At 54.4% G+C, this 15133-nt stretch carries 19 protein-coding genes; 11 read left to right on the top strand and 8 right to left on the bottom strand.

The window, feature by feature from the left end; all coding sequences use genetic code 11:
- Nucleotides 1-36: 36 nt before the first annotated feature.
- The 5 genes from IB237_RS02840 to IB237_RS26400 form a co-directional block, all read right to left on the bottom strand.
- Complete coding sequence (locus IB237_RS02840; RefSeq protein ID WP_192487082.1) at nucleotides 37-450, bottom strand: GFA family protein; 414 nt, start codon at nucleotides 448-450, stop codon at nucleotides 37-39.
- A gap of 56 nt (nucleotides 451-506) precedes the next feature.
- Nucleotides 507-1202, bottom strand: coding sequence for an ATP phosphoribosyltransferase (gene hisG, locus IB237_RS02835; protein ID WP_192487081.1), 696 nt, complete (start codon nucleotides 1200-1202; stop codon nucleotides 507-509).
- Nucleotides 1199-2320 carry an ATP phosphoribosyltransferase regulatory subunit gene (locus tag IB237_RS02830; RefSeq protein ID WP_192487080.1) on the bottom strand — a complete coding sequence of 374 codons (1122 nt, stop codon included), beginning with the start codon at nucleotides 2318-2320 and terminating at the stop codon, nucleotides 1199-1201. The genes hisG and IB237_RS02830 overlap by 4 nt, the downstream gene beginning before the upstream one ends.
- Before the next feature lies 1 nt (nucleotide 2321).
- The gene (hisS, locus tag IB237_RS02825) at nucleotides 2322-3836 is read right to left on the bottom strand and encodes a histidine--tRNA ligase (protein WP_192487079.1); all 1515 of its coding nucleotides are present in this window, start codon (nucleotides 3834-3836) and stop codon (nucleotides 2322-2324) included.
- A gap of 197 nt (nucleotides 3837-4033) precedes the next feature.
- Complete coding sequence (locus IB237_RS26400; RefSeq protein ID WP_256435681.1) at nucleotides 4034-4165, bottom strand: hypothetical protein; 132 nt, start codon at nucleotides 4163-4165, stop codon at nucleotides 4034-4036.
- Nucleotides 4166-4194: 29 nt separating this feature from the next.
- On the opposite strand from IB237_RS26400, the gene IB237_RS02820 reads away from it, so the two are divergent.
- The 4 genes from IB237_RS02820 to IB237_RS02805 all read left to right on the top strand — a co-directional run bounded on the left by IB237_RS02820 (nucleotide 4195) and on the right by IB237_RS02805 (nucleotide 6134).
- Complete coding sequence (locus tag IB237_RS02820) at nucleotides 4195-4440, top strand: DUF2798 domain-containing protein (protein ID WP_192487078.1); 246 nt, start codon at nucleotides 4195-4197, stop codon at nucleotides 4438-4440.
- A gap of 82 nt (nucleotides 4441-4522) precedes the next feature.
- Nucleotides 4523-5287, top strand: coding sequence for a hypothetical protein (locus IB237_RS02815; protein WP_192487077.1), 765 nt, complete (start codon nucleotides 4523-4525; stop codon nucleotides 5285-5287).
- A gap of 45 nt (nucleotides 5288-5332) precedes the next feature.
- Nucleotides 5333-5689: a hypothetical protein gene (locus IB237_RS02810; protein WP_192487076.1), complete on the top strand. Its 357-nt coding sequence runs from the start codon at nucleotides 5333-5335 to the stop codon at nucleotides 5687-5689.
- Nucleotides 5690-5765: 76 nt separating this feature from the next.
- Nucleotides 5766-6134: a DUF305 domain-containing protein gene (locus IB237_RS02805; RefSeq protein WP_192487075.1), complete on the top strand. Its 369-nt coding sequence runs from the start codon at nucleotides 5766-5768 to the stop codon at nucleotides 6132-6134.
- A gap of 68 nt (nucleotides 6135-6202) precedes the next feature.
- Here IB237_RS02805 and IB237_RS02800 read toward each other — a convergent pair whose 3' ends face one another.
- Both IB237_RS02800 and IB237_RS02795 read right to left on the bottom strand, forming a co-directional pair.
- Complete coding sequence (locus tag IB237_RS02800; RefSeq protein ID WP_246787619.1) at nucleotides 6203-6646, bottom strand: hypothetical protein; 444 nt, start codon at nucleotides 6644-6646, stop codon at nucleotides 6203-6205.
- Entirely contained in the window at nucleotides 6643-7272 is a 630-nt protein-coding gene (locus tag IB237_RS02795) for a DNA-3-methyladenine glycosylase I (RefSeq protein WP_192487074.1), read from the bottom strand. Before IB237_RS02795 ends, IB237_RS02800 begins: the two co-directional genes overlap by 4 nt.
- Nucleotides 7273-7458: 186 nt before the next feature.
- Between IB237_RS02795 and IB237_RS02790 the strand changes: the two genes are divergently transcribed.
- Both IB237_RS02790 and IB237_RS02785 read left to right on the top strand, forming a co-directional pair.
- Nucleotides 7459-8235: a L,D-transpeptidase gene (locus IB237_RS02790; RefSeq protein ID WP_192487073.1), complete on the top strand. Its 777-nt coding sequence runs from the start codon at nucleotides 7459-7461 to the stop codon at nucleotides 8233-8235.
- A gap of 134 nt (nucleotides 8236-8369) precedes the next feature.
- Nucleotides 8370-9068 carry a L,D-transpeptidase gene (locus tag IB237_RS02785; protein ID WP_246787617.1) on the top strand — a complete coding sequence of 233 codons (699 nt, stop codon included), beginning with the start codon at nucleotides 8370-8372 and terminating at the stop codon, nucleotides 9066-9068.
- 71 nt (nucleotides 9069-9139) lie between these two features.
- On the opposite strand, the gene IB237_RS02780 is transcribed toward IB237_RS02785, so the two are convergent.
- Nucleotides 9140-9520, bottom strand: coding sequence for a DUF4870 domain-containing protein (locus IB237_RS02780; RefSeq protein ID WP_192487072.1), 381 nt, complete (start codon nucleotides 9518-9520; stop codon nucleotides 9140-9142).
- Between the two features lie 165 nt (nucleotides 9521-9685).
- Between IB237_RS02780 and IB237_RS02775 the strand changes: the two genes are divergently transcribed.
- The 5 genes from IB237_RS02775 (at nucleotide 9686) to IB237_RS02755 (ending at nucleotide 15115) form a co-directional block, all read left to right on the top strand.
- Complete coding sequence (locus IB237_RS02775; RefSeq protein ID WP_192487071.1) at nucleotides 9686-10582, top strand: LysR family transcriptional regulator; 897 nt, start codon at nucleotides 9686-9688, stop codon at nucleotides 10580-10582.
- Between the two features lie 126 nt (nucleotides 10583-10708).
- The gene (locus IB237_RS02770; protein ID WP_210323805.1) at nucleotides 10709-12037 is read left to right on the top strand and encodes a glycosyltransferase family 1 protein; all 1329 of its coding nucleotides are present in this window, start codon (nucleotides 10709-10711) and stop codon (nucleotides 12035-12037) included.
- On the top strand, nucleotides 12037-12774 hold the full coding sequence (locus IB237_RS02765; protein ID WP_192487070.1) for an HAD-IIB family hydrolase: 738 nt from the start codon (nucleotides 12037-12039) through the stop codon (nucleotides 12772-12774). The genes IB237_RS02770 and IB237_RS02765 overlap by 1 nt, the downstream gene beginning before the upstream one ends.
- 155 nt (nucleotides 12775-12929) lie before the next feature.
- On the top strand, nucleotides 12930-13421 hold the full coding sequence (locus IB237_RS02760; protein WP_192487069.1) for an NUDIX hydrolase: 492 nt from the start codon (nucleotides 12930-12932) through the stop codon (nucleotides 13419-13421).
- A gap of 191 nt (nucleotides 13422-13612) precedes the next feature.
- On the top strand, nucleotides 13613-15115 hold the full coding sequence (locus IB237_RS02755; RefSeq protein ID WP_192487068.1) for an inorganic phosphate transporter: 1503 nt from the start codon (nucleotides 13613-13615) through the stop codon (nucleotides 15113-15115).
- Nucleotides 15116-15133 lie beyond the last annotated feature (18 nt).

Below are 15133 nucleotides of genomic sequence, written 5' to 3'. Positions count from 1 at the left end.
AAAACACAAAAACCGCCGGATTGTTCCGGCGGTTTTTTATTCCACATAGTCTTTGTCATAGGATGGGAGATCGTTGATCTGCGACAGCCATGCAACAGAGGAGCGCGCCCATATCTGGGCTTTGGGAGCCAACATATCGCGCTCGTTGATGCTACCCCAGCGAATTCCCCATCCCTGCTCGTCTTCGCCCTCGCCGCTGGTAAACAGCGGCGAACCGCACTCTGGACAAAAATATTGCCGACGGGCACGGCCGTTATCGCCCACCTTCCGGTAGAGCTTGGGTTGGTTATCGAGAATTTTAAGATCTGCCCTCTGAACGAGCAGTGTGACGCGGAAGGGTGAGCCGGTTAGTCTCTGGCAATCCGTGCAATGGCAAATGCCCACACGGCTCGGATCGGCTTCCGCTTCAAATTTGACATGGCCACAGTGGCACTGCCCGCTAATATGCATGATGGCCTCCCTCTTCAGGCAGGCCATCATAAATGAACAGGACAAAAACCAACAGTCTAAAGGGCAGACTGCACGCGTGCGATGATGTTTTTCACCACCGCATCGCCCGCATGTTCAGGCTTGCGTGCCCGCACAAAGCAGGCCTCGGAACGCAGGATGACGCCGTCCGACAAGATCTTTAGGTGGTTTGCCTTCAGTGTCGAACCCGTCGAGGTGATATCAACGATGATATCAGCTTGACCTGCAGCAGGTGCGCCTTCGGTGGCACCAAGGCTTTCGACAATGCGATACAGCTGGATACCGTGGCTGCCGGAAAAATACTGCTGTGTCAGACGCCAGTATTTCGTGGCAATGGCCAAACGACGTCCATGGCGCGCACGAAATTCGGCCGCCACATCACCAAGATCCGCCATGCTGTCGACATCCAGCCAGATTTCAGGTACGGCCACGACAACATCCGCATGACCAAAACCGAGGCGTGCACAAAATTCGACACGTCCATCGGCATTATCAAGTCCTTCGCGCACAAGATCTTCACCGGTCACGCCGAAGTCTACGGTGCCATTGCCGATCTCACGAGCAATCTCAGAGGCAGACAGATATGCGATCTCGATGTCGTCGCGTCCGTCAACACGGGCGCGATAGGAACGATCATTGCCTAAGGCAGAAATCTTCATGCCTGCCCGTTCGAGAATGGCAGAGGATTCCTCTTTCATGCGACCCTTGGAGGGCAGGCCAATGGTGATGGTCATTTGGAAGCCCTCGCCATTTCAATACGGTCCAGCCACAGGGAGAAGCCAACGGCGGGGATACGATCCGTTGCGCCGAGCAGCGTCATCAGCCGGTCAAAACGTCCGCCACCCGCCAGCACTTCAACACTGCCAGTTTTGGTGATTTCAAACACGAGGCCGGTGTAATAGTCCAGCGGACGCCCGAAGGCCGCCTTGTACTGAATGTTATCCAAGTCCGCACCGGAATTTGCCAACGCAGCCACGCGGCCATCAAAGGTGGAGAGAGCTGCGCCTAGCTGCAAACCGGCCTCCTGCGCAAATGCGGCAAGTGCCTCGGATGCACCTGACAATGGCGCCTGCAAGGACAGGAATGTCTTCAGGGTGTTGAAATTATGGTCGGAAAGACGGGTCGCTGCCAATGCCAGCTTTTCGCGCAGACGTCGGGCAATTTCTGCCGGTGCGCGGCTTGCATTGGTGGAATAACCGGTCTGCTGCATGACGGTATCGATATAACCGACAAGCTCCGCTTCATCGCCTGAGGCAAGCAGGCCTGCTACCCGCGAATCCAGTCCCGTTACCGGTTTTGGATTGATCAGTCCCTCGAGCAGGGCTTCGAGTTGCTGGATATTTCCAAATGCCTGCACAAGCCGCTTTTGCCAGCCGGATGGCAGGCCAAGGGCTGCAACAACCGCTTCGAAAACCTTCTGGTCGCCCAGCGTTATCGACAGCGTCTGCGATGGCAAAAGTCTGTTAAGGACCGCCGTTGCGTCAACGATGGCGCGAGCGTCAGATGCAGCGATATCCGCATCGCCCAAATCCTCGATACCGGCTTGGTAAAATTCGTTTGCGCCTTCACGACGCTGGCGAAATACCTGCCCCATATAGGAGTAGCGCTTCGGCGTCCCGGTTGCCGTTTCGATGTGGCGAAGGCAAACGGGAATGGTGAATTCCGGGCGCAGGCAAAGGCTTGCGCCGGTTTCGCTTTCGGTTAGGAAAATACGGCGGCGCAGATCTTCGCCCGCCATATCCAAAAACGGTTCGGCGGGCTGAATGACAGGCGTATCGATGCGCACTGTCTTGCGCTTGGCAAATTCATCCAGCAGTTCACCGGCAAAATCCGGCATGTCGATGAAAGGCATGTTACCCTGCCCGTGCCCGGTCTTCAGCCTGTGCGGCCAGAATTCCCTTCACCTTGGCAACGAGTTCAGCTTCCGGAACGGTTTCCTGCGCTACACGCGCTTCACGCCACGTCGCATTGTCCTCGATCTCGCCGGAAAGTCGCTTACCCTCGATCAGATCCTTGATCTGAACGACGCTCTGCGCACGCTCATCACCGCCTTGAATGATGGCGACAGGAGAACCGAGGCGGTCAGCATATTTCAGCTGGTTGCCGAACTTCTTCCAGTTGCCCTGATACATTTCGGCGCGGATGCCTTCGGCCCGCAGTGCCTGCGTGAAACGCTGGTAACGGCCCATGCTTTCCACATCACCGTCCATGACGGTAATCAATACAGGCGCCAGTGCCTTTTGCTGGCCAAGCTTGCCAAGGTTCTTCAGCGCCGTCATCAGGCGCGACACACCGATGGAAAAACCGGTTGCCGGAACAGGCTGGCCCATGAAGCGGGATACCAGACCATCGTATCGGCCACCGCCGCCGACTGAACCGAATACGACCTTGTCACCCTTGTCATTGGTAACGTCAAAGGTCAGTTCAGCTTCGTAAACCGGGCCAGTGTAATATTCGAGACCGCGCACGACGGACGGGTCGATCTTGATGCGGGTTTCATCGTAACCGGCGCTGGTCACCAGCGCACCGATGATATTCAGTTCTTCGACGCCTTCTTCACCCTTCGAGGTGCCGGCAACCAGTGCTGCCAGATCAGCGGCGCTTTCCGCGTAATTCTTGATACCTACGAAGAACAGAACCTTTTCGATCTGTCCGTCATCAAGCCCCGCACCCTTGGTGAAATCGCCTGATTCATCCTTGCGGCCCGGGCCGAGAAGCAGCTTGACGCCTTCAGGACCAAACTTGTCGAGCTTGTCGATGGCGCGGAGAACGTTGAGGCGACGGGCAGCATTTTCGTCGCCACCCAGACCCAGAGCTTCCATAACGCCGTCGAGAACCTTGCGGTTGTTGACGCGAATAACGTAATCGCCACGCTTGATGCCCAACGCTTCCAGCGTATCGGCCATCATCATGCACATTTCAGCATCAGCCTGCACGCCGGCAGCACCGACCGTGTCAGCATCAAACTGCATGAACTGCCGGAAACGGCCAGGACCCGGCTTTTCGTTGCGGAACACATAGCCAGCGCGGTAAGTGCGGAATGGCAACTGAATTTCGTTGAAATTTTCTGCCACATGACGGGCGAGAGGCGCGGTCAAATCGTAACGGGCGCTCATCCACTGTTCGTCATCATCCTGCAGCGAGAACACGCCCTCATTTGGGCGGTCACTGTCGGGCAGGAATTTTCCAAGCGCATCGGTGTATTCGAACAGCGGTGTTTCGATCGGATCGAAACCGTAAAGCTCGTATACATTGCGGATTTTTTCGACCATTTCATTGGTGGCATGAATGTCGGCAGCCGAACGGTCCACAAATCCACGCGGCAAGCGTGCTTTCAGTTTCTGCGGTTTCTTCTGCTTTTCACTCATTTTTACCATTCCGGTCTTCTTCAGGATAATGCCGGTTATTAGAGGATCGGACTGCATGCGGCAAGCACGAACACGACCAATCTAGCCACAGAGAATGGGCCAGCGGTCGATAAATCAGCACAGGTCCTGACGATTGGATTTTGTCGCGGCAATGGATCGACCCAAAGCCGCTCTTATCAGGACGGCTTCCTGCATCCTTAGCGCTTGCGAAGCGCCAGACCATCTGTTAGTCGCTTGCCCGTTGCATGCAGCAACCGTAAGCGTCTGACGTCAAGCAACGCACCTAACCCTTCGTCATCCGGAGGGCGCTTATCCAAGGTGCTGTCCATGAAGACGAATTTCCAGAAAGCGAAGCTTTATGAAACTGTCACGCTTACCCGCGAAATATGGTGCGCTTCTGACACCTTTGATCCTCTCGATCATCATGACCTTCATTGTGTCGCTGATTGCCACCGTCAAGGCGGTCGGTATCAGCGATTTCTCGGCACGTGAATGGATGTCGGCATGGGGCCTGTCGTGGATGGTTGCCTTCCCGACGCTTCTTCTTGTGCTGCCGCTGGTGCGCAGGATCGTCGGGCTTTTGGTAGCCCCTCACCGCGCCTGACGTGTTACGCCGCGCTCAATTCGAGCGCGGCTACCGCCAGCAAATTCTTTCAAACACCCTGCAAAAACCCGATAAAGGCATCATGATTCTCGAAGCCATCCATTATGCTGCCACGTTCGCCGTCACTCCACGGGAGTTCCGGCCTTATATTCGTTACAGCATAAACCTGTGGGCGCGTGCCAAACGCTGCACACAGGACTGGAAGGCGCATGAAGAAAACTGCAAACGCACCATACTAGAACGCGCTGCTAAACTGCGGCAACGACGAACCGCTGTCGTGCTGGGCTCCGGCCTTTGGCGAGATGTGCCCGTCAGAGAGCTCTGTCGACTGTTCGACACCGTCGTGTTGATAGATCTTGTCCACCCGGCCAGCGTGAAGCTGGAACAATCATTCCGCAAATTGAAAAACCTGCGCTTCGTTTACCGCGACCTCTCCGGTTATGAAGATGCAGCGGAAGATCGACCCTGTGAGCCATTGGGGTTTCTGCGGCTGGTGCCCTATCTCGATTTTGTCGTTTCAGCCAATGTGCTTTCACAGATTGGAACCGGTGCCCGCGACCGACTGTCCAAACACGGACTGGAAGCCAGAGAACAGGACGTTCTACCCCGGCTGATCAAAGCGCATGTCGAGGGGTTGGAAAACCTGCCCTGCGCAGTCTGTCTGCTGACCGACACGGACTACACGGTTATCGATCGTAACGGAAACACCCATGAAACCGTTGATCTGCTGTATGGCGTGGAAACGCCAACACCTGTTTCAAACTGGGTATGGCCGGTGGTGCCATTGGGTGAAGAGAGCCGCGATTACAAAGTCGTGCACAAGGTGATTGCTGTTGACGTGCGCTGATCGCCGGCTTTAAATCAGCCTATGCGATTTGCGGCAAAAGCATTGATGATCTTGGCATGGCTGTTTTACGGGTCGATCCCGGCACAGTCTGCTTTTCTCATTGAGCCGATGAACGTTCGCCCCATCATGCAGGACATGAGAGGCGATAAATCCTCACATTCAGATCATAAAAAGCTCGACCACACTTCCGCGCATCAGCAGCAGGCGACCCAGAAAGGCGAACCCTGCCCGCACCGCGGAGACATGAAACACAGTAACTTGTGTACCGCCTGTCTGACGACAGCACCGCACATCACTGTTTTCGAGAGTGGAAAACACATCTTCGCCTATCCCACACCGGATTTTGGTGACGTTTTCCTGACCTCCGGCTCTGCGCCACCGATCCCGCCTCCCCGATCCTGATTTTTTCATCGTTCAAAATCAAAACCGCGTATCATCCGCTTTACCCTGAAACAATGAGAACTCAGGATTTATACTCATGACCAAAACACTTCTTTTGACGGCAGCCTTTGCTGCGATGCTCGCTGGCCAAACCTTGGCGCAAGACACCAACAGCCATGCCGGTCATGGCGCGGCGGCCCAAACGCAAGAGAGCCCATCGACCAAGGCGTTCATGGAAGCGAATGACAAGATGCACGGCGACATGTCCCTGGAATTTACCGGTGATGCCGACGTGGATTTCGTACGGGGCATGATCCCGCACCATCAGGGCGCTATCGATATGGCCCGCATTGAGCTGCAATACGGCAAGGATCCTGAAATTCGCAAGCTGGCCGAAGAGGTCGTCAAGGCGCAGGAAGGCGAGATTGCCATGATGAAGGAATGGCTGAAAAGCAAAGGCCACTAAACGATAAAAAGGGAATGCGCCTGACGGGCGCATTCCCCCTCATATCAGTAAAGACGCAGGCATCGGCGTCAGTTTTTCTCGATACGTAAATCGTAATGTGCACCCAACCCGCGGCGTGGTGCACTGAGGATAAGAATGGGACGGATAAGCCACCAGCTATCCTTGTCAGCCTTTAGAGTGGCGACCTTCACCCCGGCATCACTGAAAAAAATTGCGTCGTCATCGGGATCGGCCATATCGAAAACCGCAAAATTCAAGAATTCGCTCGAGGACGTCAGCGTGATCCGCATGGCGTCGCCCGACTTGACATTGAGACGGTAGACATTGCCTCTGCCTTGACGCGTCCAGCCGCCGACATGCAGACCTCCCGGCGCAAAAGAGCCAAGATCTTTCAGCACTTCGCCAGGGTTGAGCCATGACGGCCTCTCATCTTGTGCCACTGCCGTGATTGGCGCTGCACATGATGCAAGAAGCAACATCAGAAACTGGCGTTTTTTCAACTCGTCGCTCAAGGACGTACAAACTCCGCGCGCAGTTTTTCCACCCGGTTCCGGCAATAACAACCCTCGATATGATCATTGACCATGCCCATGGCCTGCATGAAAGCATAAACGGTGGTCGGGCCGACAAATGTCCAGCCACGTTTTTTCAGGTCTTTAGACAATCGCACCGAGGTTGGTGTTGTCGGGTTGGCTCTCAGTTCCTGATAATCGAACACCGCCGGACGCTGGTCCGCAGACGGTTCATAACTCCAGAAATAATGGGCCAGCGTGCCAAATTCCTGTTTCAGGTCCAGCGCACGTCGCGCATTGTTGATGGTGGAAACAATCTTACCGCGATGCCGCACAATGCCTTTGTCGGCCAGGCACCTGTTCACATCATCCTCAGTGAAAGCTGCAACGATGGAAAAATCGAACCCACTGAAGGCCGCGCGGAACGCCTCGCGCTTGCGCAGGATCGTCAGCCAGGACAGGCCAGACTGAAAGCCTTCAAGACAGATTTTCTCAAAAAGCCTGATATCATCGACCACAGGCTTGCCCCACTCTTCATCATGGTAGTGACGGTAATCTTCAAGCCCCTGATGCCACGAGCAGCGCACTTGTCCATCCGGACCCGTCAGAAGCCCATTTTCACTCATCTGATGCCATCCCTCGTGCAAATCACCATGGAATTACCATTGATTCACCCTGTTTCAAAACCCCGCGGTAACCTTACGACAAGGTTTCCATGATCACGCCTGTTTTAATTAATCGGCATTTACCATTCGCTTGTCCGAAAGTGAGAACGTCGAAACATGTTTCGGTGCATGTAACGAGTAGATCCGATGACGATGAAGTCTCTATGTCTGGCATTAAGCCTTGTTTCTGTCTTTTCTTCAGCCGCTTTGGCAAATGACCGCTATCGCGAACGGCCTCCGGTTATTGTCAGCCCCGATCTTTCGGCACCGTGGCTGATGCAGCTTGGTGGCGGGAGTGCACGTCCTGTGGTGGTACCACAGCGCCAGACGGTACGTCAGCCGGTTTACCAGCGCCAGCAGGCGGTCAATGTTCGTCCAACCCGCCAGTATAATGGCGTGACAAGCCAGCGTCCGGCCGGTGTGCAGCAGGTTGCTGTACGACCAAATTCACCGGCCAAGGCACAGATCGCGCCGCAGTTCCTGCCACAGATCGTATCCTACCAGACACAGCATCCGACCGGCACAATCGTTATCGATACGCCGAACCGTTTCCTCTATCTGGTTCTGGCCGATGGCAAGGCACGTCGTTACGGCGTTGGCGTTGGCAAACCCGGCTTTGAATGGGCGGGCACCCACCAGGTTACCCGCAAAGCGGAATGGCCAAGCTGGACACCACCGAAAGAAATGATCACCCGCGAAGCGGCAAAGGGTCATTATCTGCCAGCATTCATGGAGGGTGGTCCGCAAAATCCAATGGGTGCACGCGCCATGTATCTCGGCTCGACCCTCTACCGCATTCACGGCACCAACCAGCCATGGACAATCGGCAGCAACAATTCGTCCGGTTGCATCCGCATGCGCAATGAGGACGTGACCGACCTCTATGAGCGCGTCAATGTCGGCACCAAGGTTATCGTCATGTAAGGCTTTAAATCCGACAAACAGAACACGACATTCCGGCAGTATAGCGTGTATTGCCGGAACGCATGCACGTTTAGACTTGCGTTCATGGGCGGCTTGGCTAACTTCAGCCTGTATCAGGTTTGAGGGGAGCATAGATGAACCGAAGAGATCTTCTTGCATCAGCCATGGGGATGGCAGCACTGGCTGTGATTTCCGTACCATCCGCACAGGCAGTCACACTCGCCGACAAGGCATTGAACGTACCCGCAGGGACCGATGTCCAGCCGGTGGCAATCCAGAAAAAGCAAGTTGAGGAAAAGTACAAACGCCGCGTAGTTCGTCTTTCCACCAGCGAAACGCCCGGCACGATCATCGTCGATACCAACAATAAGTTTCTCTATTTCGTTGAAGGCAAGAACCGCGCGACCCGCTACGGCATTGGCGTCGGACGCGATGGTTTTGGCTGGTCCGGTGTTGTAAAGGTCGGCCGTAAGGCGGAATGGCCAACATGGACCCCGCCCGCTGAAATGCGACGCCGCGAAGCCGCGAAAGGCCGCATTCTGCCAGCCGTTCAAATGGGTGGCGAAGACAATCCGCTCGGCGCACGCGCGCTTTATCTCTATCAGGGCGGACGCGACACCATCTTCCGTATTCACGGCACAAACCAGCCGTGGACAATCGGTCTGAATATGTCGTCCGGCTGCATCCGTATGATGAACAAGGATGTCGAACATCTGTATGCCCGCGCCGATATTGGCACGAAGGTCATCGTTGTCGGTCCGGGTAACAAGCAGGGCAACGTATCGTTCAACGATCGCGGCATTGATATTCTGCGCACCATTTTCGGTGGTTGACGCACCAGCCATGACAGGGTGGACGACGCCCTGTCATGGTTTTGCGATTTTGGCGCCGGGTGAATTATTCTTCAGATCAACCACTTGTAGGGATCGGCGATCGGTTCCTGATTACCGGCTTTTTGCAGTCCCACGACACAACGGACAACGACCCAGATAATCGTGGCCAGCATGCCCAGAAAACCGATGAAAACGACTGTCAGCATCAGCGAAATGAAGCCGTAGAGAATGCCTATCCAGAAGGTCCTGATAGCCCAGGTGTAATGCGACTGCATCCAGCCGGTCGCCTTTGTCTTGTTCAGATAGGCGATAACAACTCCGACAATGCTGGTAATGCCGACTACGAAGCTGAGCAGATACAATATGTAAACAAGCTGGATGTTGGTTTTGCCAGGTTCGAGCCAGTTATCGTCAGGCGAGCGTACCGGTTCGTTGGACATAGGGTCTGCCATGAAATACCTCCGCTATTCATAACATTTGCTTCCGCCTACAACATTTAGGGCGTGTTTGGAATTTTACCAGATTGACTTGTCGGGAACGTCTTTGCCTGACCGATGACGTGGCTAGCAATTGCTGCTATTGGATTGATGACCGTTCCGGCATAAATGGAAAAGATTTTGACCAATCTTGGTGACCTTGAAGTCTTCAATCTCGTGGCGCAATGCGGCAGCATGTCAGAAGCAGCGCGTTCCCTCGGGTATTCGCCAGCGGTTATTTCCAAACGCATCAAACGTCTTGAAGAACGCCTTGGCGTCCGTCTTTTCCAGCGCACCACCCGTCAGCTTTCATTGACCGAAGCGGGTCAGGGTTTTTATGAGCGCGTTCAAGGCATTCTCGTCAGTCTGGGCGAGGCAGAGGATTTTGTCGCCGGACGCGCCAATGCCATTTCAGGTTCGTTGAAAATTTCGGCCCCCACCTCGTTCGGGCGCCTGCATATCGCACCCCATCTCAAACCATTCATGGATGCCAATCCCGCCCTTGCCATCAATCTGGTGCTAAGCGACGAGTTCACCGATCTTGTGGCCGGCGGTTTTGATCTCGCCATCCGCATCGCCGACCTTAATGATTCAAGCCTTGTGGCGAGGCGTCTTGCACCGGTTCGCCGCGTATTGTGCGCCTCCCGCAGCTACATCGCGACACACGGACTGCCGAAGGACATCAGCGACCTTGCCCACCATCGTTGTCTACCGGCCCATAACAACGACAGTTGGCGGCTTGAGGGACCGGATGGCGCTGTGACACTGCGGCCCGACGGCATGCTGGTCACCAACTCGAGTGAAGTTATTCGTGAAGCTGTCATCGCCGGTCTTGGCATTGCACTGCGCTCCACGTGGGATATCGGGCAGGAACTGCGTGACGGTTCGCTCGTTCAGGTTTTGCCTGATTATGAGGGATCGAAAAACGTCTCGCTGTCGGCAATTTATTCCAGTCGCAAACTGTTGCCTGCGAAAGTGCGCCTGTTCATCGACTACCTTACAACATTATACGCGCCGGTCCCTTACTGGGAGCGATGACATCTTCGTTTTTATGTTGAAATACAAAAAAACCAGAAATCGCACCATTCCGATGGAACTTTTTCAATGAAGTCGCATTTGCATTCATTAGTTGAAAAATTATACCAAGATGGATGTATATTTCCCATGACCGATCAGGATCGCTATCCAAGGATTGCACTCGTTTCGACCCATGGCTATGTGGCCGCCCATCCTCCCCTGGGCGCCGCGGACACCGGTGGCCAGGTTGTCTATGTGCTTGAACTTGCCCGAAAACTTGGGCAGCTTGGCTATACTGTGGACCTCTATACACGGCGCTTTGAAGATCAGCCGGAATTCGACGAGGTGGACGAACGCGTTCGCGTGGTCCGTATTCCCTGCGGCGGCAGCGATTTTATTCCCAAGGAATATCTGCACCGCCACATGATGGAATGGTGTGAGAATGCGCTGCGGTTCATCAAGAAAAACAACCTCACCTATTCCTTCATCAACAGTCACTATTGGGACGCCGGTGTCGCGGGTCAACGCTTGTCCGAAGCGCTTAAGGTGCCACACCTGCATACGCCGCATTCCCTCGGCATCTGGAAAAAACGCCAGATGGAGACCGACTATCCGGAGAAGGCAGATAGTTTCGACCTAGAGTTCAACTTCAAGGAACGCATCCAGCACGAGCTGATCGTCTATCGCAGCTGCGATCTGGTGATCGCCACGACCCCCATACAATTGGACATGCTGCTTGAGGACTACAATCTCAAGCGCAAGCAAGTGCACATGATTCCGCCCGGTTATGATGACAACCGCTTTTTCCCTGTGTCAGAAGCATCCCGTCAGATGCTGCGCAGTCGTTTTGGCTTCGAGGGCAAAACCGTGCTGGCGCTTGGTCGGCTGGCGACCAACAAGGGTTATGATTTGCTGATTGACGGCTTTTCGGTTCTTGCGGAACGCGAACCGGAAGCTCGCCTGCATCTGGCCGTTGGCGGCGAGAACATGGATCCGCAGGAAACAACAATCCTCAACCAACTCAAGCAGAGGGTTGATGATCTCGGTTTGCAGGACAAGGTCGTATTCTCCGGCTACGTGTCAGATGAGGATTTGCCAGATATTTACCGTGCAGCCGATTTGTTTGTTCTTTCCAGCCGTTACGAACCTTTCGGGATGACCGCCATTGAGGCAATGGCCAGTGGCACACCAACTGTGGTGACCATTCATGGTGGTTTGTTCCGGGCGGTCAGTTATGGTCGTCACGCACTGTTTGCCGATCCTTTCGACAAGGAGGATCTGGGCATCACCATGATGAAGCCCTTCAAACATGAAAGGCTCTATGGCCGCCTGTCGCGGATGGGTGCCCACAAGGCTCGCAGCTTGTTTACCTGGACCGGCATTGCACAGCAGGTGCTGGCGCTGGTGGAAGGGAGAAGCATGATGCCGGTGCTGGAAGAAGCCGATTGGGCAGAACCGTGGAATGACGGCGACTGATGCGGCTTTTTTCGACTGACCTTGACGGCACGGTTGTCGGAAACCCGGAGGCGACGCGTCGCTTTGCGCGTTTCTGGCATTCCCTGCCCGACGATATTCGCCCGGTACTGGTTTACAACAGCGGTCGTCTGGTGGATGACCAGCTTGCGCTGATTGACGAAACCGGCCTGCCCGAACCGGACTTCATTATTGGTGGCGTCGGCACGATGTTGCACCACAAGACAAATACCGGCATTTCCGACAACTTCAGTTTGGCTATCGCCGACGGATTTAATAGCCATTCCGTCGAACGCATCATGTCTGGTGTAGACGGCATAAAGAAGCAGCCGGATGAGTATCAGCACGCGCTGAAATCAAGCTGGTATCTTTACGATTCAACGCAGAATGCGCTTACCGCCATTCAACAGCAGCTTGAACATGCGGGGCTTCAAGCCCAGATCGTGTACTCCAGCAGTCGAGATCTGGACGTACTGCCACGTAATGCCAACAAGGGCTATGCAGCCCTTTGGCTTGCAAAATCGCTGGGCATCGCACCAAGCGATATCATCGTGGCTGGCGATACCGGCAACGACCGCGCCATGTTTGAAATTCCCGGTGTGCGCGGCATTATCGTCGCCAATGCGCTGGAAGAGCTGCGTCAGCTTGGCAACACAAATGATCGGTTGATGATGGTAAAATTACCGATGGCCGATGGTGTTATTGAGGGTCTTACCCAATTGCTTGCGCGTGAACCGTAAATTTCCGGTGGAACGTCGTCGGAATGGCGCAAACAGGATATTGACGGTCCTTTTCCAAGCGCAGACTATCGAGAATCATCGTATTTTCATGATTTGCGCATAATATTCGACATCGCTTATATTTAAGCATGCCCAAATGGAAGGAAACTCCGTTATTGAACCTACTTAGCCGATTGACCAATGACGTTTATCTCATGCTGCGCCGTCCACCGCGTCAGCAATATGCGGCTTTGTGTTACCGGATCAAGAAAAAGCAGGGCGGCGTTGAGATCCTGGTCCTGACGAGCCGCGATACCGGACGTTGGGTTATTCCGAAGGGCTGGCCGATGGAAGGCAAGCAGGCACATACAGTTGCTGCGCAGGAAGCCTATGAGGAAGCTGGCGTAAAAGGTAAGGTCGAAAAAGAAATTCTCGGCTTCTACGAATACCAGAAAAAACTGTCCAACGGCATGAATGTTCTTTGCAAGGTACAAGTTCATGCACTGGAAGTTGAAGAGTTGATCAAGAACTTCCCTGAAAAGAACAGCCGTAGACTTGAATGGGTTTCCGTGGAAGAAGCTGCTAGCCGCGTCAACGAACCGGAGTTAAAAACTCTTATTCGTTCTTTCGGCAAACGCATTTCTACAGTCATTCCAGCCAAAATCTGATAAGAATAGCCACTTTGGGGGCCGTCCATATTGATTTTGCGGGCTCCATAAACTAACCGATATTCCCCATCATGATAACGAATGCTTTATCCTGGCGCTCCGTTCGCAGGCCTCGTGTTATCATGAGTTTTCCTACCCTCCCTTAAGCCGCCTGAACCACGGATGAAAGGATACCCGGCATAGAGGTGACGATGGCTATGGAATTGCCAGACTTAACAAAACGTACACTGGACAAAGACCTAGACAAGCTGACCAATGTCGAGGCGGCGACCCATTATCTTGCCAGGCAATTTGCGAACTATGCCACCGCAACGCTGTTTCTAATCGTTGCAGGTTTCTTTGCGGGTGCGTCGGTCAGCAATAGCCCGGGGGTCTGGATCATTATCGCGGCTGGTGCTGTCGGAGCCTACATGGCCGTCAATATCGGCGCCAACGACGTGACCAACAATGTTGGACCGGCGGTAGGCGCAAAAGCCATCAGCATGGGCGCAGCACTTGTGCTTGCGGCCGTTTTTGAAATTGCCGGCGCGCTTTTAGCGGGCGGCGGAGTTGTGCACACGATTTCCAGCGGAATTATCGACACGTCCGACGTCGCCAATGCCGACGTCCTCGTCTGGATCATGATGGCAGCCCTGCTGGCGGCGGCCTTGTGGGTCAATCTCGCGACTTGGCTAAAAGCACCAATTTCTACCACGCACGCGATTGTTGGCGGTGTTGCCGGTGCAGGCATTGCAGCGTCCGGCCTTGACGCCGTTGACTGGATTGCCATGGCGCGCATTGCCGCAGGATGGATGGTCTCTCCGTTGTTGGGCGGACTGGTTGCCATCGCATTCCTGGCCTTCATCAAGGAATTCATCATCTACCGCACCGACAAGGTTGCAGCGGCACGTTTCTGGGTGCCTATCCTGTCGGCAATTCTGGCCGGTGTATTTGCGAGCTATCTGGCCCTGATCGGCGTACAGCAAATCGTGCAGATTTCTGTTGGCACCTCTTTGTTAATCGGATTGCTATGTGCGGGTCTTACCTGGCTTGCCAGCGCACCCTTTGTCAATAAGCAGTCGATAGGGCTTGAAAACCGCAATCAGTCCCTGCGCCAGTTGTTTCAGATACCGCTGATTTTTTCTGCTGCGTTGCTGTCTTTCTCTCATGGTGCAAACGACGTATCCAATGCGGTCGGCCCCTTGGCTGCAATCGTACAGGCCGTGCAGAACAACTCGATGAGCAATGACGTTGACGTGCCGTTGTGGGTCATGCTGATCGGCGCATTTGGGCTGTCCTGCGGTATTCTGCTGTTCGGGCCGCGCCTGATCCGGTTGGTTGGTGAACAGATTACCAAGCTTAACCCGATGCGCGCTTTCTGCGTTTCCCTCGCAACAGCGCTGACCGTTCTCTTGGCATCCTGGCTCGGCATGCCGGTCAGTACCACACATACCGCCGTCGGAGCGGTGTTTGGGGTCGGCTTTTTCCGTGAGTGGTACACCCGCAATTCAAAGCGCCGTAAACTTACGGTGCGTGCACAGCCGATCCGCGTAACCGACAATGTGTTTGAAACGGACACCGTGGAAATGCGCAGACGTTATCTGGTGCGCCGTTCGCATTTCATGACCATCATTGCGGCCTGGATGATAACGGTTCCTGCAAGCGCCACTCTTGCAGCCTGGCTTTATTGGGTTATGTTCCGGCTCTTCATATAACGGAATGTAAGAGCAGAA

This window comes from Agrobacterium sp. AGB01, from assembly GCF_014851585.1.
Lineage (GTDB): Bacteria > Pseudomonadota > Alphaproteobacteria > Rhizobiales > Rhizobiaceae > Agrobacterium.
This window is presented reverse-complemented; position numbering and strand designations above follow the sequence as displayed.